The organism is Mucilaginibacter agri (genome assembly GCF_009928685.1).
Classification (GTDB): Bacteria; Bacteroidota; Bacteroidia; order Sphingobacteriales; family Sphingobacteriaceae; genus Mucilaginibacter; species Mucilaginibacter agri.
In genome coordinates this window covers 112,528-131,938 of sequence record NZ_WWEO01000041.1, presented here as the reverse complement: position 1 = coordinate 131,938, position 19,411 = coordinate 112,528, and the positions used below count along the sequence as shown (strand labels likewise).

Below are 19,411 nucleotides of genomic sequence, written 5' to 3'. Positions count from 1 at the left end.
AAGAGGAAACGTTTTGTCAAAGTTAACCTTTACGTCATCCCGAACTTGTTTCGGGATCCCATTTGCTAAGTATACTGTAGGCACATCTTGTGGGATCCCGAAACAAGTTCGGGATGACGGCTTTTATATTTTATTCACCTCCCAATAAAGCCTTCAACGTCTCAATACTATCAGCCTCTTCCTTAGGCTTGTCGTGCCGCCAGCGTAGTATCCGTGGAAACCGCAAGGCAACGCCAGATTTATGCCGGGTTGATTTATTTATACCCTCAAAGCCTATTTCGAACACCAATTCTGGTTTTACGGTGCGCACGGGGCCAAATTTTTCGAGCGTGTTGCGTTTTACAAAGTTGTCTACCTTGTTAATCTCGGCATCTGTTAATCCTGAGTAGGCTTTGGCAAAGGGCACCAGTTTGTCGCCGTCCCAAACCGCAAATGTATAGTCGGTGTAAAGGTCGGCGCGGCGGCCGTGGCCTTTTTGAGCGTAGATCATCACAGCATCAATAGATAGCGGGTCTATTTTCCATTTCCACCAGTCGCCCCGACGGCGGCCTACCTGGTAGGTGGCGTTTTTGCGCTTCAGCATTATACCTTCGGCAATCATATCGCGCGATTGTCCGCGAATTTCGCTTAGTTCTTCCCAGCTATTGAATGTGATCAACGGTGATATATTGAAGATCTCCGGGTAAGCATTATCCCGGTGCAGGTCCTCTAAAACTGCTCTGCGCTGGGTTTGGGTTTTGTAGCGTATGTCTTCGCCATCATATTCCAGGCAATCATAAGCTATGAGCGAAACCGGGCTATCTTCCAGAATTTTCTTTGTCAGATTTTTGCGGCCGATGCGTGTTTGTAATACGTTAAATGGAAGCGGTAAGCCATTGCGGAAACTCAAGATCTCGCCATCGAGTACGGTGCCATCGGGTAGGTTGTTCATAAACGGGTGCAGTTCCGGAAATTTATCGGTCGACAGGTCTTCACCACGGCTCCAAATAAAAAGCTGACCATCGCGTTTAATCAACTGTGCTCTAATACCGTCCCATTTCCACTCTGCTTGCCACTCAGTAGCATCGCCTAAAGCTGACTGTAAATCTTCAACCGACTTTTGCACCGTTGATGTTTCCTGTATCGGGTATGCCAGAAAGAAGGGGTAGGGGCGCGAGATGTCTTCTTCGTCCTGCTTGGGCTGAGTGAGCTGGGTGAAAGTGTATTCCTCGGGTTTCCAGCTGCCCATAATTCGATGGGTAAGTACATTAGCATCGAGGTTGGCAATATCGGCTACAGCTTTAACCACTAAGCTTTGCGATACCCCAACACGAAAACTTCCCGTCATTAACTTGTTAAATACAAAGCGCTCCTGGGTATCTAAAATTGCCCAGGAGTTTAATAGCCATACTTTCTTTTCTTCCTCGGTAAAGGCGCTGAGGGTGTTGATCTCGGCAATCCATTCGGTTAGGGTTTTATTGCTACTTTGTGCAGTGTTTTGCGGGAATAGCAATGCTATCGTTTCTGCAAGATCACCCACAACATGGTAGCTCTCTTCAAACAGCCAGGCGGGTATATGCACGGCCTCTATTGCCCAAAGCCTGAATAGCGTACTGTTAATCTGTCGTTTGGGTTTTCGCCCGGTAAACAGCGCAAGCATATGCATCTTGTCCGTATCGGGCACACAGTTAAAGTAGTCTTTAAGAATGCGGACTTTTTCGTTTGTTTTATTCGTCTCATCGAGCGAGAGAAAAAGTTGGGCGAAGGCTTTCATAGAATATCGCCCTCAACCCCTCCCAAACCCTCCCCGAAGGGGAGCGCTTTATTAGCCTCACCTAAATCCTCTCCAGAGGAGAGGACTTGAGCTTCATTTAGTTGCTGCTCCCTCCCCTCGGGGGAGGGTTGGGGAGGGGTTTCCTCCTCGCCACCATACAGCGTATGCACCTCATGGGCGTCAAACCCAATATCATTTAAATAGCGTGTAAAGCTGGCTGTGTAGCCGTGCGTAAGATAAACGCTGTCGCAGCCGGTGGCGTCAATGGCGCTGATTAGGCCGTTCCAGTCGGCATGGTCTGAGAGCACAAAGCCACGATCGGCGGCACGGCGTCGTTTGGAACCGCGAATAGCCATCCAACCAGAGCAATAGCCAAAACTATAAGGCTGAAACTTGCGCATCCACGGCGTACCTACAGACGAGGGCGGGGCGATGATAATGCCTTTGCGTACTTCTTCTTTGTTAGAGTCTATCGTAATGCGCGTGGTTGGGTTGAGTATTACACCGTTTCGTCGTAAGGCTTCATTTGTGTTTTCGATAACGCCGTGGGTATATATTTTACCGATGGACAGATCGAGATTTTGGATAATACGCTGCGCCTTGCCTAATGAGTAGCCCACCACTACCGTTGCCAGGTTGTTCTCAACATTATGCCGCCACCAGTTATTCATATCCTCAAATAATTGGGCCTGTGGTTTCCATTGGTACACCGGCATACCGAAGGTGCATTCGGATATAAAATGATTACAGCGTACCGGTTCAAATGGTGAGCAAACGCCATCATCTTCGGTTTTGTAATCGCCCGAGACCACCCATACTTCGCCCTGAGATTCTACCCTTATTTGCGCAGAGCCAATTACGTGGCCGGCAGGGTACATGCTTATTTCTACCCCGTTTTTAAAAACCGTTTCGCCATATTCTACTGTTTGCAGGTTGATCTCACCTAAGCGATAATACAATACATCGCGCGAGAGGTAATGCGCCAGGTAGTGCTTGTGCCCAACATAGGCGTGGTCGGCGTGGGCGTGGGTTATAACCGCATCGTCTACGGGTTTCCAGGGGTCTATGTAAAACTTCCCTTTGGCACAGTAAATCCCTTTGTCAGTAAACTCGAGCAGCGGTTTTTTCGGCATAATAATATAACCCTTGCAATACCAACTTGTTTTTCGTGTCGCAATACACCCCTCTAATTGTCGCTTTTGCACATCATATAGTGTGGTGTTTAGCTATAAGTTTGTGTAAACTAAAATGATACATCTATGGCAAGTCAAATTTTTTTAAACCTTCCGGTAAAAGATCTCGATAAATCGGTAGCCTTTTTTACCGCACTCGGGTATACATTCAACGCTCAGTTTACGAACGAGCAGGCAACTTGTATGATAGTAAGCGATAGCATTTTTGTGATGTTGCTGGTAGAGCCATTCTTTAAAAGCTTTATTGATAAAGAAATTGCTGACACAACTAAAACTACTGAGGCATTGATAGGCATTTCAATAGACACCAAAGCGAAAATTGACGAAATGGTAAACACAGCAGTTAACTCGGGAGGCAAAGCACTAAAGAAAACAGATGAGGGCTGGATGTACTCGTGGGCTTACGAAGACCTTGATGGCCATATATGGGAATTAATTTGGATGGACCCGGCTGGAATGCCACAAAGCTAAATAGTATGAATGTAATAGCAAATGATGTAGAGAATACGTCGAAGGAATTACTCCAGGCGATATTTTTAATTCCGAGCGGCAAGTTTGACACGGTGCCGTTTGATGGTAGTTGGACTGCCGGGCAGGTAGCCGAGCATGTACTGAAATCTTGCTCGGGGTTCGCTGAGGTTTTGGAGGGTAATGTAAAACCAACAGACCGGGACCCGGAAGCCTATGTGCCCATGCTGCGCGAAACTTTCCTGAATTTTGATATCAAAATGAAATCGCCGGAATTTATTTTGCCAACGGAAACCGTTCACGACATGCAGTCGATGTCGGCCGAATTGGCAACGGCCTTGGCAAGTGTAGCTGCGGTAGCTAAGGTGGAGGATTTGACTTTAACCTGCGAAGACTTTGAGTTTCCAAATTTGGGCAAGCTTACCCGTATTGAGTTTATCAATTTTGTTGTGGTGCACACGCAAAGACACATCCATCAGTTGAAAAATATTAACAAACATCTTGTAAACTAAGCAAGGAACGATAAAAGAGGGCATCCGGACAACTTGGGGTGCCCTTTTCTGTTTATAGGGGTTTACCAAGTAGAAATATTCTCGCTGATTATTAATTGGTTGGGAATTTGGGGTTGCCTGATGTTAAATTAATTACACGGGTTAACCATAAAGTAATATCTTTCGCCAAATTTACTTTATCACATAATGACTAAAAAACTTCTCATGGCGCTGCTTGCCCTAAGCAGCTTTACGGCCGTAAAGGCGCAAACAGAAAAAGGCAATCAATTATTAGGCGGTTCTATTGGATTTAATACTTCGAAAGTGAGCAATACGAATTATACTGCTACTAATACTTATTCAAGTACATCGTTTAGCGATACCAAATTGACAACTTATAACATCGGCCCCAATTACAGTTATTTTGTTGCCAGCAATCTCGATTTAGGTGTGTCGGCCAGTTATGGTTACCAAAAAGGTACTTCAACTTCTATTTACAATAGCCAAGCTTATGATTCGAAATTTCAAAATGCGACGGGAATGTTGTATTTAAGGAAGTATTTTTTGTATGAAAGCAAGATTGGTATTAGAACGGGTCCGTTTGCTTCGTTCTCCTATGGGAGGCAGACTACCAATAATTATCAGCCAATTTCTAATGGTTATTCGGATGTAACAGAACAAAAAAACTGGAACTACAGTGCGGGTGTAGGATTGGACATAGTTTATTTTCCGGCAAAGAAACTGGGCCTGTCATCCGCTATAGGCAACTTAGCTTATACACATAATAAATCCCGTAATATCTATTATAACAGCATCTCAAATGGTCATACAAATGGCTTCGGATTCAATTTAGCATCAAGTGTTAACTTTTCTGTTTTCTACGTTTTCGGAAAGTAGATACAGGATCAAAATGTTTATAAAAGAGAAAGGCCGGGCAAACTGCCCGGCCTTTCTCTTTTATATTGTTAATTGCTTATGGTGTAGTTTTAACCGGAGTTGCGGTTAATTTGTTACCCATGCTAATGTAGTCTGTTAAAATTTGTCCTGCTTCAATTTTCAAGAAGTCAAGGTCTTCTTTCTTAGGGCGTGTTTCGCCTTTTTTCAACGGAGGCAGGCCTAAAGCTACACGGCGCAGATTATTACGTTCGAAGGTTTTGGCTTCGTCGGCATCGCGCTGTTGTTTTAATTGCTCTTCGTTAAGGGTTACGCTTTTTTCTGCATCACGTTTCTTAAAGTCGGCAATGTCTTCTTGCAAATACTTGTAATTAGGGCTGGCGGCCATACGGTCGTCGTGCATTTTACGTAATTGCGGTAATACAGCGCTAAAATCACCCACTTTAGTATAAGTGCTTTGTTTGATCATATCATAAGGTAAAGCCGAAGGCTCAGTGTCTTCACCATATTTATCTAACGGAATAATTGCGGGGAAAGTAACATCTGGCGTAACACCTTTGTGTTGGGTTGAACCACCGCTTACACGGTAAAATTTAGCCATAGTAAGGTTAAGCTGGCCGAATTTAGACATGCTGCCTACGGGCTTAGTTCCTTTTTTAGTAATGTTGGCAAGCATTTCTTTAATAGATGGGCTAATTACCTGATCTAAATCGATAACACTTTGTACGGTGCCTTTACCATAGGTTTGTGTGCCGATAATCATACCGCGACCGTAATCTTGTATGGCTCCCGAGAAAATCTCTGATGCCGAAGCACTGAAGCGGTCAACCAAAACTGCCATCGGGCCGGTCCATGAAATAGTAGGGTCTTCGTCTTCGTCAACTTCTACACGGTTTCGGGTATCGCGAACCTGTACAACCGGGCCATTTTTGATAAACAAACCGGTAAGGTCTACAGCTTCCACTAACGAACCACCACCATTTTGGCGTAAATCCATTACCACGCCATCAACACCATCGCGTTTCAGGGTATCTAAAATCAACTTCACGTCGCGCGTGGTGCTTTTGTAGTTCGGGTCGCCAGCTTTATAAGCGTTGAAATCGAGGTAGAAAGCAGGTACGTAAATGATACCTATTTTAACCACTTTGCCGTTCTCGTTATAAGTACGAATCTCTTTTTTAGCCGACTGATCTTGCAGGATGATTTTTTCGCGTACCAGTTCTACGATTTTTGGTTTATCAGATGCGTTTTTACCCTTAGGCAAGATTTTTAATTTAACGATAGTTCCTTTAGAGCCACGGATCATAGTGATGGCATTATCAACGCGCCAGCCCACAATATCTGTAAACTCGCCTGCTTTGCCTTGCGCAACACCGATAATACGGTCATCTATATTAATCAGGTGGCTTTTATCTGCAGGGCCACCCGGTACAATCGATTTAATGGTTACATACTCGTTTTCCGAAGCCAGTGATGCGCCGATACCTTCCAGTGAGCGCGACATATCGATGTTAAATTCAGCCGCATTTGCAGGGTTGAAATAGTTAGTGTGCGGGTCTATGGCGTTGGTTAAAGCATCCATAAACACCTGCAGCACGTCAGTATTCGCCAATTTGTTCGATTGGCTTAGCAGGTTTTCGTAACGCTTTTTGAGGGTCTCTTTGTTTTTGGTCATGTCTGCACTGGCCAGTTTAAGGTTTAGCAGGTCATATTTAACACGTTGCGACCATTGAGCATCCATCTCCGCCTGGCTGGCGATAAATGGCAGGCTATCCCTATCGTAAGTAAACTCTTCGTTCTTGGTAAAATCGTAGGTTTTGCTTAGTTGGGCTAAAGAATATTTGATGTGCTCATTGTAACGCTTTTTGTACACATTAAAAATGTAAAATACGTTATCGAGGTTACCCGATTTAATATCATCGTCTAGAACGGTTTGATATTGCTCAAAGCTTTTAACATCAGATGCCAGGAAGTAATTGTGGTTTTCGTCAAGCGATTTAAGGTAACGGTTATAGATCACCTTCGAGATTGAATCATTTAATTCAACCTTTTTGTAATTGTATTTTGATATCAGATCGGCCACCTGCTTTAAAACAACGCTTTGTTGCTCGTCGGGGTGCAGATCGCCTGGGTTAACCTGTGGTGTTGTTTTGCTGGGGGCGGCCTTACATGCCATTGCTGCGCCCAGTATAAGTACGATATATAATTTCTTAAACATGTCTTTTACTATTACTAAACGGGATCTATTATCAAACATCAAAATATTCAACTATTTATTTGCTAATGTAAACAAAAAGAGACAGCTGCAAAGCTGTCTCACATGTACTAATAAAATATTACTAAATAATGTTTGAACCAGTTCGCAATATGACAAACGCATTATTGCACAACATAGTATCGTAACAGATTGTAGCTTAGTCTACAGAGTTTTGGGCAACCATCGCATTGCTGGCATATCGAAGCTCTGCTTTGCTGGTCTGAATGCGTGAATTTTGGATTGATTTAAGCTTTTTCTCTACCGAGATCAGATCGATCAACCATCCGTGTGAAGCGGCCATATCACGCGCCTCTATCAAATCTTGCTGTGCCAAAATAAAATCACCAATGTCTGATTTTACGCCGGCAAGGTGCATCAGGTTATTGATAGTAAGCTTATCGTTATTTTGCTGGCGAGATAAAAAGTTACTTTGCAAAAAGTACCATTTGGCTTCAGAAAAGCGGTTTTGCTGAACGTAAAGCTGTGCCAGATCGCTAAAATTGTAGCTTGCCAAATCGTAAACACGGAAACGCATGTTGTGCTGTGCCGTTTTCATTACGTAGTTTTCGGCCAGTTCCATATCGTAGGCGCTCGCGGGTACAGTTTTAAATTTAATCCTTTTTGCTTTGTTGAAGTCTGCTTTTGCAAAGCGGCTGATAGAATGATCCTGTACCTGGGGTAGTAAAGGAGAACGTTCGTGCTTTTTGAAACTTAGCCATTGCGCAGACGCGGACATGCTGATAGCGCATAATAAGACAAGTAGGGTTAATCTCATTGATTTGCCTTTGGGTTTAATTAAATTAATTAGAATGCAAATATACGCTTGTATTAGTATTGCTAATTATCATCAGCACGTAAATATAATAACTTTCTTGAAATATCCAACAGATTTGCTTCAGTATTATATTGATAATCAGATAGCTAATTATAGTAAAATACGTTTTTAGGCAGATTTCAACGCGGTTTTCTAACGCTAAGATAATGATGCCACAAAAGCATAGTGGCAACAGTACGGTAAGGTTGCCATTGTTTGGCAATTTGTATTAACTCTTCGCGGGTTGTATCATGGGGTAGTTGCTTAACCTTTTTCATCGAATTTACTGCCGCCAGGTCACCAGCAGGGAATATATCGGCTCGATGCAGCACAAACATAAGGTAAACATCAACCGTCCAGTTGCCAATGCCCTTTAACGACGTGAGTTTCGCGCGGACTTCATCGTCCAATTGATTTTCGAACCCGGCTAAGTTGATCTGTCCGCTTAAAATAGCTTCGGCCAAATAGCGCACATAGGCGGTTTTTTGCCTGCTGAAATAACAAGCCTTAAACTCTTCGTCGGTTAACAATAATACTCGTGCGGGGGTAATTTCCTGTATGGCGTCTTTCAATTTATTTAATGCCGACAAAGCGGACGCCAGCGAAACCTGCTGCTCCAGAATAATATGCACCAGCGATTCGAAACTGTTGGGCCTCGACCAAAGTGGCGGATAACCGTAAGTGCTAACGATCAAGGCCAGGTCGGCATCTGCTGTAGCCAGGTTATCGCAGATCTGCTGAAAGTTTTGATGATCGAAGTGTTGGCTCATTGGAGTCGGTAAATATAAAAAGCGGGGGCTCATATAAAAAGCCCAGCACGATGGCTGGGCTTAATTTTAAGCACAATCATGCGCTAGTATATGGTAAGCTATCGCGTATTTACTTTGATAAAACCTTTGCTTGTACAGTAACGTACCCGTTTTTTAAAAAAGGATCAAAAAATGTTATAGCCTTTGGATAAATTAAATCTGTATAATACATTTTGTCGATAAAACTTTTATCACTCACCCTAAATTGAGTTATAATTTTAACTTCATAGGTGAAATCTTTATTACTGGTTAACTTAATACTCGATGTACGGAAATTTGAACCTAAATCTCCAAATTGGTATATTTTTTCACTCACGCGCTCACTAAACAGTGGGAATGTCTGAATCTTTCCGACAGGGATAAACATTTTATTTTTCTCATATTCAAGGGGAATAAAATTTAAGTTTTTAGTTTTATCGTTATAGCATAAATAGCCTGATTTTTCTAAAGAATCACTTGAAAACGTGAACTGAAAAAATTTTGTTTTTTCATAAGTTAGCGTTTTGCTTGAATCTACAATAAAATATAGCTTATACTTATAAGAATCGCCGTTCATCGTTAAAGTTGAATATTCATATTTGATTATAAGTTTACCTTTTTTCCGAACATTTCCGCAAGCTATTAATCCTATTAAAATCAATGAACTAATACTGAGATTAATTTTCGCTATCATTTTTCTTTTTATTTACCCTCGCTACAGCAAGCGTCTTCGGCTTATGGTAAATATAAAACTAAAGCCCAAAAAAAAGGCCCCGCTCTCACCCAGGGCCTAAGTCTCAGTTAAAAAATTATTAATCAACAATCTCAAAATATGTTGTGCCGATTAAGACTACTCAAAGTTAATAACTGTATTTGTGACATTATAACTTTTTTTAATATTTATTTATCGCAATCGTTTGCGTAATGCTCTGTTTTACAGTTTTGTATATTTTTAATGTTGATTTGCAACGAAATAAATGCGCCACCCCATTACCGGGGCGGCACATTGCTCAAAAAAGAACTACCAATTAATAGTTTATAACAGGGTATTAAAATATCGTTACAACGGCACGTTTCTATGGGTGTACTGTGTAAAGCCTAAAAAGGTATTATCATTTGGCACATCATATTGGAAATGCGTTTTATTGATCAGTGAATTAGTGGCCGAGGTATTATAATACCTGTTTGCAACCTCAACTCCGGTGTAAATTGGGCTGGAGGTTGAGCAGTAGTTACAGCCGGTGCTGCCTGCGTAAGCCTGCTGCATGTAATTAAAGCCAGTGCTTATACGACTCGAGTTATAGCCATACAGCTGGTTATCATTTTGCTCGCGGCAAATTTCTGCGGCGAAGGTTAGGCCTGCTAATGAATATTGATAGTGTACGCAATCGGTACGGCCGCACAGCTCGGGCATAACACCGCTGCTGTTAATTACCGATGGCATAACACCCTGCAAAATATCTACACCGCTTTGGTAAACGCTGGTACTGTTAAAAAATACGCCTAAGGCAACTTTTGCATATCCGGCAGATACATTCCAGTTGTTGTTGTACGCCGGGGTAGCATTGATATAAACTTTCAGTTTGTTTAAGAAAGCCGAGAAATTATCAATATCGCTTTGCGACCAACCTGCGCCAACACCGTTGATGGTGTAGTAACGCAAAATTTCGCCAGCCGCAGCAAATGTTGGGGCTACCCATGCAGCCTCAAGGTCGGGCTGATTGGCATTGCTGCCGGCATCAACACTATAGCTTTGGAAATTAGTTGCCCAGCCATTCAGGATGTTTTTGGCTTTGGTAGACCATTGCGAATCGCCGGTTTTAGCCCAGCGAAGTGCGATGGCGTAAGCCAGTTCGGCATCAGTTTTTATTTGTGTTTCGGTAGGGGTAGTGCCCGAACTTTTGGCCACCACCACAGAGGGGAACGAAGTTGGCACCGCATGGCTATCTACATAAGCAATTACACTGTTGTTATAAGCGGTCCAGCGGCTTGATGATTGATCGGTTGCCTGGGTACGGATCACGTCCAGGCTTGCGGTGGTATTTAAAATGCCCGGGTGCACAAACGTAGTTACGGCACGTGCTGCGGTTGGTTGGGCAGCATCAGCATTGGCGTGCGACACATCAGATTTTTTACACTCGTAGAAGAACGTGCTCAACGCTAACAACAGGGCACAGCCCAGCCAGTAAGAAAGGTTTTTCCTTTTCATAAATCAGGTTTTAGTTTATTGGTTTTTGTTAATTAATTCTTGATAGGCTAACACCGGGCTATCTTCTCTTTCGCCGGGTGCTATTGGTTACAGCACTAATCAAAACAACGTTGGAGCGTTAGGTCAAACTTATTTAACTAAAACAATAATCTGTAACATTTCTATGGATTTATTTGCGCAATCGTTTTCGTAGTTGTTTGTAATACAGCTGTTTATACCAATTCAACTGAAGTTAAAAATTGCGTTTTTGAGCGTTAAATGAATGCTAAATGCATACAGCAAACGGGAGAGTTAAGCCTGATCTGGCGATTCTTATGATTCGATTAAAGCCAAGTGGAATATTATATTTGACATCGAATATGATTTTAAAATTAAGCCTAAAAGAACTACTAAAACCATTATTCAGGCTCTTGATGACAGCGATGCTGCTTGCCGCTGTTTTGTATTTTTACGCGGGCGGATACGATGGCACTTTGCTTCCTGGCTTTATTATCATTCTTTGCATTCCGGTGCTGCCAACAACTTACTTATGCATTGAATACTATCTAACTACTCGCAATCAAACTGTAGAAATCGCTGCCGAATCTGTTTGTATATGTTATAAAGACGGCAGAAGCGAAAAATATTCTGTTAACGAGATAAAAGAAATTAAACTATATAAATCTGCAGGAATGGAAAAAGGGAGCTTCCCCTACCAAACAGCGGAGATGTATTATCATGCTGAATTAATGTTAAACGATGGCGGGAAGATCATCCTAGCCTCGATACTTGGGCCGAATTTTGACGATGCCATAGATTTGCTAAAAGGAGTAAATAAGCGGGTGATCAGAACGATTTACTCCACCATCTATATCTAGCAATTTGCCGAAGAATTTGAATTGCTAAAAATTATAGCTAAGCTTCGTTTCTTTCGTTTACTTTCCCGAAATTTACTTTCATGAATAATTTACCACCGCTGGCCGAGCGTATGCGTCCAAAATCATTGGACGATTATGTTGGTCAGAAACACCTCGTAGGGTCAGGGGCTGTGTTACGGAAAGCTATTGAAGCGGGCACCCTGCCATCCATGATCTTCTGGGGGCCGCCGGGAGTTGGTAAAACTACGCTGGCCTACATTATCTCGCAAAGTTTGTTCCGCCCGTTTTTTGCGTTGAGTGCCATTAATTCGGGGGTGAAGGATGTGCGCGAGGTGATCGAAAAAGCATCGCTATTGAAAGAAGAAGGCCAAACCCTGCCGATATTATTTATTGACGAGATCCACCGTTTCTCTAAATCGCAGCAGGATTCGTTGCTGGGTGCCGTAGAACGTGGTATCGTTACGTTAATTGGTGCAACAACCGAGAATCCATCGTTCGAGGTAATTTCCGCTTTGCTGTCGCGTTGCCAGGTTTATATTTTACAGTCCCTTACCGAAGACGACCTGGTAAACATGCTGCAAAAAGCACAGAAGGAAGATGTGGTGTTGAGTAAAAAGAAGATCAACATTAAAGAGCACGAGGCATTATTGCGCCTCTCTGGCGGTGATGGCCGTAAGCTGCTCAATATTTTCGAGTTATTGGTAAATGCTTTCGATACCAAAAATATTACCATAACCAATAAGGTGGTACTGGAGCATGTACAGCAGAACATGGCTCTGTATGATAAAGCGGGCGAACAGCACTACGATATTATTTCGGCCTTTATTAAATCTATGCGGGGCAGCGACCCCAATGGTGCCATCTATTGGCTTGCCAGGATGCTGGTTGGTGGAGAAGATCCATTATTTATCGCGCGACGCATGCTGATACTGGCTTCGGAAGATATTGGCAATGCTAACCCGAATGCATTGCTTTTGGCGCAAAGTTGCTTTGAGGCGGTAAATAAGATTGGTATGCCGGAGTCGCAATTGATTCTTTCGCAAACGGTTATTTATTTGGCTACATCGCCTAAAAGCAATTCGGCTACAACGGCTATTGCTGCCGCCATGGAACTGGTGCGCCGCACCGGTGATCTGCCGGTGCCACTGCACCTGCGCAATGCGCCAACCAAGCTGATGAAAAACATAGGCTATGGTAAAGACTATAAATACGCCCATAGCTACCAGAACAACTTTGTAGACCTTGACTTTTTGCCCGACGCTGTTAAAGGCACCAAACTCTATGAGCCCGGAAACAATGCACGTGAAAATGAAGCGAAAGAAAAGCTGAAAAAGCAATGGGGGAATAGGTATGATTATTAAGCCCCCCGACCCCCTAAAGGGGGAGTAAGAGAGGCAAGAGACAAGAGTCGGGAATCAAGACTTTTAATTTATTATCCAGCGCGATAGCGAAGGATCTTCTTCGTTAATGCCTTAAAGTTAGCAGGGGATAAATTTTTGCTATGGTTGATGATAACATCCCTCCATCAACCCACCTTTACCTTCTTATACCTGTATTTCCCTTTAATGCTGTAGTTTAAATATTGCCCTTTTGAGTCCGCAGCCAACATCTCATTATACACTTCAACTGGTACCGAAAGATAGTCGTATACCATACCCGAGGTATAGGTAATTCTCAGCACCCTTTTACTTTTATTATAATCCATGTGCGCTACAACAGATGATGGCATATTGTAATAATGGGTTGTGTAGTAAATTGTTTGCCAGAGTGTGCAGTGCTATAATTTATGTAAAAAAAATGTTACTAACTTGTAACATCTTATTAATCAGTACTGTCTTATCAGCCGTAAACGATTTAATAGACTTCCTAACGTCACAAAATGAAAGCACTCAAGGTAACAGGCGTTATCCTGTTAGTATTATTGGCAATAGTATTTGCCGCCGGCACTTATGTAAAAGTAGCCCTGCCCAACACGGGCCCTGCACCACAACTTAAAATAGAACGTACGGCACAACGCATTCAGCGTGGCGAATATCTCGCCAAAAATGTATCGGTTTGTATGGACTGCCACAGCACCCGCAATTGGGGCGAGTATGCAGGGCCAATGATACCAGCCACGCTCGGGAATGGCGGTGAAAAATTTGATCAGCAAATGGGTTTCCCCGGAGTGTTTTATGCTCCTAACATCACCCCCTACGCTTTAAAAACCTGGAGCGACGGCGAAGTTTTTCGGGCTATTACAACAGGTGTGAGCAAAGAAGGAAAGGCGCTGTTTCCGTTAATGCCGTGGGGCCACGTAGGTAAAATGGATAGGGAAGATGTGTACAGCATTATTGCGTACCTGCGCACTATACCAGAAATTAAGAAAGACGTGCCTGAATCTAAACCCGATTTCCCGGTTAACTTTATTATCAATACGATGCCGCACGCGGCAAGCTTTACCACAATCCCAAGTGAGGAGGATACCGTAAAATATGGTGCCTACCTGGTTAACGCTTCGGGCTGTGTGGATTGCCATAGCCAAACCGATAAGGGGGCAATTGTCTCCGGAACTGAATTTGGCGGGGGGATGGTATTTAAACAGCCGGCGGGTATTGTAAAATCGCCCAATATCACATCAGATAAGGCTACGGGTATTGGCAATTGGAGTAAGGGCATGTTTGTACAGCGCTTTAAGGCTTTAAATGGAAAAGAAGCTGAAGCGGTGAAGCTTTCGCCAAAAGATTTAAACACGCCAATGCCCTGGTATATGTACAGCGGAATGAAACAAACTGATCTGGAGGCCATCTACGCTTATTTACGCAGCATTAAGCCTATTAAGCATCAGGTCACTAAGTTTCAGAAGATTTAGTTAATCAGCGGGATTATTCTCCAAATGAATAAGCTACATAATTACCGTGATGGGAAAATGTAGCTTTTATGCTTGTTTCTTTAGCCTCGTTGAAAATTATCGGATAGCCAACCGGGCTTTTTCCGATGCTGAAGTTGCTGCCATCTGGGTAGACCTCATTTAGTCTTTTCAGCGTACACTCCCTTACCGCAGCTGATTGCGATTGTGAGTCGGACTGCTCAATGCGTTTGATGCCTTTAAAAACGTGGTCCGACTTTTTGGTTTTCAGGGCAAGCGTGGCAATAAAATCGGTCGTAATGCGCGATTGCAGGTAGTAGGTTTGTGACTTATAGGTTGCCCTGAAATTAAATAGTTTTTCTGACGCCGGATTTGCTGCATCGGAAAATTTATCAAATTTTGATTTGGACGAATCGCTCTCGAGATCAACATTCCGGAAACCTTCGAACTTTGGAAGTTCAGCCCCAAAAATGCATTCGACACGTGTGGGAGAAAATACCAGCTCGGGGTTGAGCCTTTTGGCAAACTTATAAACCGACTCTTTAGCCGACCATAACAGCCATACAAAAACATGTATTGGCAATGTAGTGCGGCGAAAGAGCTGTTGTTCGGTTTCTGATAATATTTTGGTATAAAATGTTTTCTGTTGGGTGCGATTTATATCTATCGCGCTAAGGTCTACAATATCGTTGCCGATACTGATCATACCTGGCCTTGTCCCATTTTTTCTGAGATAACATCTATACAGCTACCTACATTGGTCATTCTATCGGCTGAGTCATAGTCGATCTCGATGTTATATTTCGACTCGGCATCAATAATAATGTCAACAAGGTTAGCAGAATTTATCTTCAGGTCTTTAATCAGGTCGGTATTCTCATCAACTTTGGCAAGCGCTTCTTTATCTGCCGTGTAGGGTGCAAGTACCTTTTTTAATTCGTCTAAAATTTCTTGTCTGGTCATTAGTTATTAAATTTTGAAAAAATCAAACAGCTGTTTACGTCGCCGAAGCCAAAGTTAGCTTTTGCTACGATATTTACGTCTGTTTGCACTATGGTTGTAGGTAAACAATTATTACCTATAATGTTTGTAATCTCGGGGTTTGGATCCTCTAAATTAATGTTTGGATGCACAAACCCGTGTTGTATCTGCAAAATTGCTGCCACAGATTCGATAGAACCTGCCGCACTAAGGCTATGCCCGATCATGGACTTCAGTGAATTTACATACGGAAATTCATTACCCGAGCGATTTAACGCCTTGCACCAGTTCTGAATTTCGAACTTGTCGGCCAATGTCGCAGTTAAGTGCCCACTGATCAGATCTATTTGACTAGGTTCGATACCCGATAGTTTAACGGCATCTTCAATACAACGTACAACGCCCTCTGGCGCTGGTGCCGTCATAGACCCTCCACCACGTTGACCGCCTGAGTTGGTAGATCCACCTAAAACCTCGGCGTAGATCTTTGCGCCACGAGCCAAAGCAAAATCAAGGTCTTCCAATACTAAAGCTGCCGATCCGGAACCGGGCACAAAACCACCTGCTGTATCACTCATTGGCCTCGATGCACGTTCGGGCTGATCATTAAACTTGCGCGACAGTACCCGCATAGAATCAAATGCCCCGAAAACGTAGGTGTCTACGTGCTCGGTACTGCCAACCAGCATGCGTTTGGCATAACCGTGTTTAATGTACTCGTAGCCCATTAAAATGGCCTGGGTGCCGGTAGCACAAGCCGCTGAGTTGGTGACTACTTTATTACCCAAACCCAAACGGCCGGATATGTATGAAGTTACGCCGCTGTTCATGGCTTGTTCAACCACGCGCGAGCCTAACTTTTTAACTTCTTTATTATCAACGCGACTGATCACGTTTTTCATGGCATCGGTATCGGCAATACTGTTACCGAAGATGATGCCTGTATCCCAGTCGGTTTGTTCGCTTCCTATTTCGTTGCCGGCATCGGTCCAGGCGTCTAATGCCGCGCGGAGGCCGTAACCAATACCGCGTGCTTTAAGGCCATAAAAGCTAACTTCAGAAATATAGTTGCGGAGTTCTTCCCAATCGAAAAGCGGTACGCCCGCTACCTGGCAGCTAAATTTAAGCTCCTCATAAAGCGGCACGAACCGGATACCCGAAACGCCATTTTGTATCGAATTTAAAAAATCGGGCACCCCAACGCCATTTGGCGCAACAACTCCTAAGCCGGTAACTACAACCCGTTTACTCATTTCTTAAATCCGGCATTTTTGATGATGCCCGAAAACATCCCTTTGGCAATCAATTCGTTATTGGTATCTAACATCTCTACGTAACACTTAAGCTTACCAAAGCGAAAGTATTGCTTTTGCGATTTTACAATAACCTTTTGCCCCGGTAATACCATTTTATAAAAAGAAACGTCTGTTGAGGTAAGCAGGGGAAACATTAACTCATCGTCCGCAAAATTAGTATCAGTATCGTGTAATATCAAGAAAATTCCTAAAACCACCAAGCCTATCTGGGCCATAATTTCTGTTACAATTACGCCCGGTGTAACAGGGTTTCCGGCAAAATGGTCTTCGTAAAAAAAGGCATCTTCCTTTAATGTGTACTCGCCCACAACGGCGTTTTCATCTAACGATGAAATATGATCTACAAACCTAAAAGATGATTTATAAGGTAAAAGGTTTAATATATTTTTATACATAGGTTTAATTAACAGGGAATTAGCGACAATGTTCGCCGCCATCAACATGTATTATCGATCCGTTTATCCAGGCTGCCTCATCGGTGCAAAGCAAATAAATTACCCCGGCTACATCGCCCGGCTGGGTTATGCGGCCATAAGGGTTGCGTGCCGTAGCCATATCAATCAGCTGATCGTGGCCCGGTATTTTGCGTAACGAAAAGGTATCGGTAATGCCAGCCTGTATCACGTTGGTGTTGATGCCGTACTTGCTATACTCAACAGCCATATAAGTACAAAGGCTCTCCAAGGATGCCTTAGCCATAGACACTGCTGCATAGCCGTCCCAATACTTGTGCGAACCTTCGCTGGTTAGGCCAATAATGCGGGCGCCCTTGCAAAACAGGTTATTATTGATAAGTAGGTTTGCCCAGTCTAGCAAACTGTTAGACATGGCGTAGGTGGTTAACTGAATATCTTCGGCGGTTAAAGTGCCGTAAGTTTCCGCCTCCGGGGTGTCGGCGGTTAACGGTTTTAGATTGCCGCGCGCAATGGCATGAAGTAACAACTTTACAGATGATGTTTCGCCTACAGAGGCTGTAAACTGTTTCAGAAAATCATTGCGGCCATCTTCAGTAAGCGCATTGATGTTGTATGACAGCACTTGTACATCGTTTAACGAAGCAATGCCTGCAAATTTTTCCCGAACCTGTTTATCAGCAGCAGCCATTTCGCGATAAACCACTGCGATGTTCATGCCCTGTTGTGCCAGTTTTTCAGCAGCAGCCAGCCCAAAGCCACCCGATCCGCCTAATATAACTGCCCATAAGCCTTTAAATTGTAAAGTTTTATCCACCCTTATTGTTTTGTACCCTGTTGCAAGCTACCCCTTAATTTTAGTCTGCTATTTGGCTAACAAGTATTTATAAAAAATAATAACCTTCAAAGTAAGTGAAAGTTATTGGATTTTAGGCAAAGAGAATCAAGAATCGAGAGTCGGGAATCAAGAGTGCATAACGATTCTTAACGAGGGCTGTCATACTGAGGCTCTCGAAGCATCGCGCGCAGAAGCCACTTCACCATGCTTCGAGTCCCTCAGCATGACCCAGATTTTGTTCCTTAAGATTATTTAAAAGAGAAGCTTACTTCAGCTTCTCATTATTCTTATGCCTGTCGGCGTCGCGGATGCTTTTCTTAACCAGGTTTTTCTCCAGCGCTTCGGTTAAATCGATGCCGGTTTGGTTGGCCAGGCAAATCAATACAAAAAGCACATCGGCCATTTCGTCGGCCAGGTTAACTTCGGTATCTGATTTTTTGAATGACTGCTCGCCGTACTGTCGCGCCATAATGCGGGCTACTTCACCAACTTCTTCCATTAAAATGGCGGTGTTGGTAAGTTCATTAAAGTAGCGGATCCCCATGGTATTTATCCACTTATCGACTAATTCTTGGGCTTCTTTGATTTGCATAGGTGTAAAAGTATTAAATCAGACCGTCATGCCGAACTTGTTTCGGCACCCCACTTGCTAAGTTTGCGTTGTGCTTGGTTAATCGTACATCTGTCCTGTGGGGTGCCGAAACAAGTTCGGCATGACGAGGAGGTGAGGGAATTGCTTACTTAAAAATTCTCCTTATCCTTTGTATCCATCACAATCGTAACCGGGCCATCATTAACCAATGCCACTTTCATATCGGCACCAAAAATGCCGGTTGCTATTTTTTTGCCTAATAGGGATTCCAGCATTACAATCATTTCTTCATAAAGTGGAATGGCTATCGGCGGCTTTGCCGCACGAATAAAGGATGGACGGTTGCCCTTTTTGGTTTGGGCATACAGGGTGAATTGCGAAATGAGCAGGATATTACCGTTAACATCGGCAAGAGATTTATTCATTAAGCCATTCTCGTCGCCGAATATCCGCATGTTAACGATCTTTTGAGATAGCCATTGCAGATCGTCGGTATTGTCGGTTTCTTCGATGCCTAGTAGGATCATGAAGCCGTTTTGTATTTCGCCGGTTATTTGGCCTTCAACGGTGCATGATGCCTGTGATACTCTTTGAATTACTGCGCGCATAGGTCAAAAATAGAATCGGGAATCGAGAATCAAGAATCGGGATGTGAATTTGGTGATTTTCATTTCCTTTGAGAAACAATACTTTGTGTCT

21 protein-coding genes are annotated in these 19,411 nt (G+C 43.2%); 6 read left to right on the top strand and 15 right to left on the bottom strand.

Annotated elements, in window-relative coordinates; genetic code table 11:
- Positions 1-130 precede the first annotated feature (130 nt).
- Together GSY63_RS07855 and GSY63_RS07850 are read right to left on the bottom strand one after the other, a co-directional pair.
- A complete protein-coding gene (locus GSY63_RS07855; RefSeq protein WP_166585249.1) occupies positions 131-1,753 on the bottom strand; it encodes an ATP-dependent DNA ligase in 1,623 nt (540 codons plus the stop codon).
- Positions 1,750-2,886, bottom strand: a complete 1,137-nt coding sequence (locus tag GSY63_RS07850) for a ligase-associated DNA damage response exonuclease (protein WP_166585248.1) — start codon at positions 2,884-2,886, stop codon at positions 1,750-1,752. Before GSY63_RS07850 ends, GSY63_RS07855 begins: the two co-directional genes overlap by 4 nt.
- 126 nt (positions 2,887-3,012) lie before the next feature.
- Here GSY63_RS07850 and GSY63_RS07845 point away from each other — a divergent pair, with 126 nt between their 5' ends.
- The 3 genes from GSY63_RS07845 to GSY63_RS07835 all read left to right on the top strand — a co-directional run bounded on the left by GSY63_RS07845 (position 3,013) and on the right by GSY63_RS07835 (position 4,802).
- Positions 3,013-3,417 carry a VOC family protein gene (locus tag GSY63_RS07845; protein ID WP_166585247.1) on the top strand — a complete coding sequence of 135 codons (405 nt, stop codon included), beginning with the start codon at positions 3,013-3,015 and terminating at the stop codon, positions 3,415-3,417.
- A 5-nt stretch (positions 3,418-3,422) separates the two neighbouring features.
- The gene (locus GSY63_RS07840; RefSeq protein ID WP_166585246.1) at positions 3,423-3,926 is read left to right on the top strand and encodes a DinB family protein; all 504 of its coding nucleotides are present in this window, start codon (positions 3,423-3,425) and stop codon (positions 3,924-3,926) included.
- A gap of 186 nt (positions 3,927-4,112) precedes the next feature.
- On the top strand, positions 4,113-4,802 hold the full coding sequence (locus GSY63_RS07835) for a hypothetical protein (protein WP_166585245.1): 690 nt from the start codon (positions 4,113-4,115) through the stop codon (positions 4,800-4,802).
- Positions 4,803-4,878: 76 nt separating this feature from the next.
- Here GSY63_RS07835 and GSY63_RS07830 read toward each other — a convergent pair whose 3' ends face one another.
- The 5 genes from GSY63_RS07830 to GSY63_RS07810 form a co-directional block, all read right to left on the bottom strand.
- The gene (locus GSY63_RS07830) at positions 4,879-7,017 is read right to left on the bottom strand and encodes a carboxy terminal-processing peptidase (RefSeq protein WP_166585244.1); all 2,139 of its coding nucleotides are present in this window, start codon (positions 7,015-7,017) and stop codon (positions 4,879-4,881) included.
- A 196-nt stretch (positions 7,018-7,213) separates the two neighbouring features.
- Positions 7,214-7,831 (bottom strand): hypothetical protein, encoded by a 618-nt coding sequence (locus GSY63_RS07825; RefSeq protein WP_166585243.1) that lies wholly within the window; start codon positions 7,829-7,831, stop codon positions 7,214-7,216.
- Positions 7,832-8,010: 179 nt separating this feature from the next.
- Positions 8,011-8,640, bottom strand: coding sequence for a DNA-3-methyladenine glycosylase family protein (locus GSY63_RS07820; RefSeq protein ID WP_166585242.1), 630 nt, complete (start codon positions 8,638-8,640; stop codon positions 8,011-8,013).
- A 109-nt stretch (positions 8,641-8,749) separates the two neighbouring features.
- Positions 8,750-9,352, bottom strand: a complete 603-nt coding sequence (locus GSY63_RS07815; protein WP_166585241.1) for a hypothetical protein — start codon at positions 9,350-9,352, stop codon at positions 8,750-8,752.
- Positions 9,353-9,718: 366 nt separating this feature from the next.
- Positions 9,719-10,867 (bottom strand): alginate lyase family protein, encoded by a 1,149-nt coding sequence (locus GSY63_RS07810; RefSeq protein ID WP_166585240.1) that lies wholly within the window; start codon positions 10,865-10,867, stop codon positions 9,719-9,721.
- 269 nt (positions 10,868-11,136) lie between these two features.
- On the opposite strand from GSY63_RS07810, the gene GSY63_RS07805 reads away from it, so the two are divergent.
- Positions 11,137-11,724 (top strand): hypothetical protein, encoded by a 588-nt coding sequence (locus GSY63_RS07805; protein ID WP_166585239.1) that lies wholly within the window; start codon positions 11,137-11,139, stop codon positions 11,722-11,724.
- 80 nt (positions 11,725-11,804) lie between these two features.
- Positions 11,805-13,085, top strand: a complete 1,281-nt coding sequence (locus tag GSY63_RS07800) for a replication-associated recombination protein A (protein ID WP_166585238.1) — start codon at positions 11,805-11,807, stop codon at positions 13,083-13,085.
- Positions 13,086-13,249: 164 nt separating this feature from the next.
- Here GSY63_RS07800 and GSY63_RS07795 read toward each other — a convergent pair whose 3' ends face one another.
- Positions 13,250-13,453, bottom strand: coding sequence for a KTSC domain-containing protein (locus GSY63_RS07795; RefSeq protein WP_166585237.1), 204 nt, complete (start codon positions 13,451-13,453; stop codon positions 13,250-13,252).
- Between the two features lie 150 nt (positions 13,454-13,603).
- On the opposite strand from GSY63_RS07795, the gene GSY63_RS07790 reads away from it, so the two are divergent.
- Positions 13,604-14,575, top strand: a complete 972-nt coding sequence (locus GSY63_RS07790; protein ID WP_166585236.1) for a c-type cytochrome — start codon at positions 13,604-13,606, stop codon at positions 14,573-14,575.
- 13 nt (positions 14,576-14,588) lie between these two features.
- Here GSY63_RS07790 and GSY63_RS07785 read toward each other — a convergent pair whose 3' ends face one another.
- From GSY63_RS07785 to dtd, 7 genes are all read right to left on the bottom strand, one after another.
- The gene (locus GSY63_RS07785) at positions 14,589-15,278 is read right to left on the bottom strand and encodes a 4'-phosphopantetheinyl transferase family protein (protein WP_166585235.1); all 690 of its coding nucleotides are present in this window, start codon (positions 15,276-15,278) and stop codon (positions 14,589-14,591) included.
- Complete coding sequence (locus tag GSY63_RS07780; RefSeq protein WP_074491485.1) at positions 15,275-15,535, bottom strand: acyl carrier protein; 261 nt, start codon at positions 15,533-15,535, stop codon at positions 15,275-15,277. Before GSY63_RS07780 ends, GSY63_RS07785 begins: the two co-directional genes overlap by 4 nt.
- Positions 15,535-16,806, bottom strand: coding sequence for a beta-ketoacyl-[acyl-carrier-protein] synthase family protein (locus GSY63_RS07775; protein ID WP_166585234.1), 1,272 nt, complete (start codon positions 16,804-16,806; stop codon positions 15,535-15,537). Before GSY63_RS07775 ends, GSY63_RS07780 begins: the two co-directional genes overlap by 1 nt.
- Entirely contained in the window at positions 16,803-17,264 is a 462-nt protein-coding gene (locus GSY63_RS07770) for a 3-hydroxyacyl-ACP dehydratase FabZ family protein (protein WP_166585233.1), read from the bottom strand. The genes GSY63_RS07775 and GSY63_RS07770 overlap by 4 nt, the downstream gene beginning before the upstream one ends.
- Before the next feature lie 19 nt (positions 17,265-17,283).
- A complete protein-coding gene (locus GSY63_RS07765) occupies positions 17,284-18,099 on the bottom strand; it encodes an SDR family oxidoreductase (protein ID WP_166585232.1) in 816 nt (271 codons plus the stop codon).
- A 286-nt stretch (positions 18,100-18,385) separates the two neighbouring features.
- Positions 18,386-18,712 (bottom strand): nucleotide pyrophosphohydrolase, encoded by a 327-nt coding sequence (locus GSY63_RS07760; RefSeq protein ID WP_166585231.1) that lies wholly within the window; start codon positions 18,710-18,712, stop codon positions 18,386-18,388.
- 149 nt (positions 18,713-18,861) lie between these two features.
- The gene (dtd, locus tag GSY63_RS07755) at positions 18,862-19,320 is read right to left on the bottom strand and encodes a D-aminoacyl-tRNA deacylase (protein WP_166585230.1); all 459 of its coding nucleotides are present in this window, start codon (positions 19,318-19,320) and stop codon (positions 18,862-18,864) included.
- Between the last annotated feature and the right edge of the window lie 91 nt (positions 19,321-19,411).

Excerpts from the sequence above, each read along its gene's own strand:
- GSY63_RS07855 (WP_166585249.1), bottom strand. The coding sequence starts at position 1,753 with ATGAAAGCCTTCGCCCAACTTTTTCTCTCGCTCGATGAGACGAATAAA.
- GSY63_RS07850 (WP_166585248.1), bottom strand. The coding sequence starts at position 2,886 with ATGCCGAAAAAACCGCTGCTCGAGTTTACTGACAAAGGGATTTACTGT.
- GSY63_RS07845 (WP_166585247.1), top strand. The coding sequence starts at position 3,013 with ATGGCAAGTCAAATTTTTTTAAACCTTCCGGTAAAAGATCTCGATAAA.
- GSY63_RS07840 (WP_166585246.1), top strand. The coding sequence starts at position 3,423 with ATGAATGTAATAGCAAATGATGTAGAGAATACGTCGAAGGAATTACTC.
- GSY63_RS07835 (WP_166585245.1), top strand. The coding sequence starts at position 4,113 with ATGACTAAAAAACTTCTCATGGCGCTGCTTGCCCTAAGCAGCTTTACG.
- GSY63_RS07830 (WP_166585244.1), bottom strand. The coding sequence starts at position 7,017 with ATGTTTAAGAAATTATATATCGTACTTATACTGGGCGCAGCAATGGCA.
- GSY63_RS07825 (WP_166585243.1), bottom strand. The coding sequence starts at position 7,831 with ATGAGATTAACCCTACTTGTCTTATTATGCGCTATCAGCATGTCCGCG.
- GSY63_RS07820 (WP_166585242.1), bottom strand. The coding sequence starts at position 8,640 with ATGAGCCAACACTTCGATCATCAAAACTTTCAGCAGATCTGCGATAAC.
- GSY63_RS07815 (WP_166585241.1), bottom strand. The coding sequence starts at position 9,352 with ATGATAGCGAAAATTAATCTCAGTATTAGTTCATTGATTTTAATAGGA.
- GSY63_RS07810 (WP_166585240.1), bottom strand. The coding sequence starts at position 10,867 with ATGAAAAGGAAAAACCTTTCTTACTGGCTGGGCTGTGCCCTGTTGTTA.
- GSY63_RS07805 (WP_166585239.1), top strand. The coding sequence starts at position 11,137 with ATGCATACAGCAAACGGGAGAGTTAAGCCTGATCTGGCGATTCTTATG.
- GSY63_RS07800 (WP_166585238.1), top strand. The coding sequence starts at position 11,805 with ATGAATAATTTACCACCGCTGGCCGAGCGTATGCGTCCAAAATCATTG.
- GSY63_RS07795 (WP_166585237.1), bottom strand. The coding sequence starts at position 13,453 with ATGCCATCATCTGTTGTAGCGCACATGGATTATAATAAAAGTAAAAGG.
- GSY63_RS07790 (WP_166585236.1), top strand. The coding sequence starts at position 13,604 with ATGAAAGCACTCAAGGTAACAGGCGTTATCCTGTTAGTATTATTGGCA.
- GSY63_RS07785 (WP_166585235.1), bottom strand. The coding sequence starts at position 15,278 with ATGATCAGTATCGGCAACGATATTGTAGACCTTAGCGCGATAGATATA.
- GSY63_RS07780 (WP_074491485.1), bottom strand. The coding sequence starts at position 15,535 with ATGACCAGACAAGAAATTTTAGACGAATTAAAAAAGGTACTTGCACCC.
- GSY63_RS07775 (WP_166585234.1), bottom strand. The coding sequence starts at position 16,806 with ATGAGTAAACGGGTTGTAGTTACCGGCTTAGGAGTTGTTGCGCCAAAT.
- GSY63_RS07770 (WP_166585233.1), bottom strand. The coding sequence starts at position 17,264 with ATGTATAAAAATATATTAAACCTTTTACCTTATAAATCATCTTTTAGG.
- GSY63_RS07760 (WP_166585231.1), bottom strand. The coding sequence starts at position 18,712 with ATGCAAATCAAAGAAGCCCAAGAATTAGTCGATAAGTGGATAAATACC.
- dtd (WP_166585230.1), bottom strand. The coding sequence starts at position 19,320 with ATGCGCGCAGTAATTCAAAGAGTATCACAGGCATCATGCACCGTTGAA.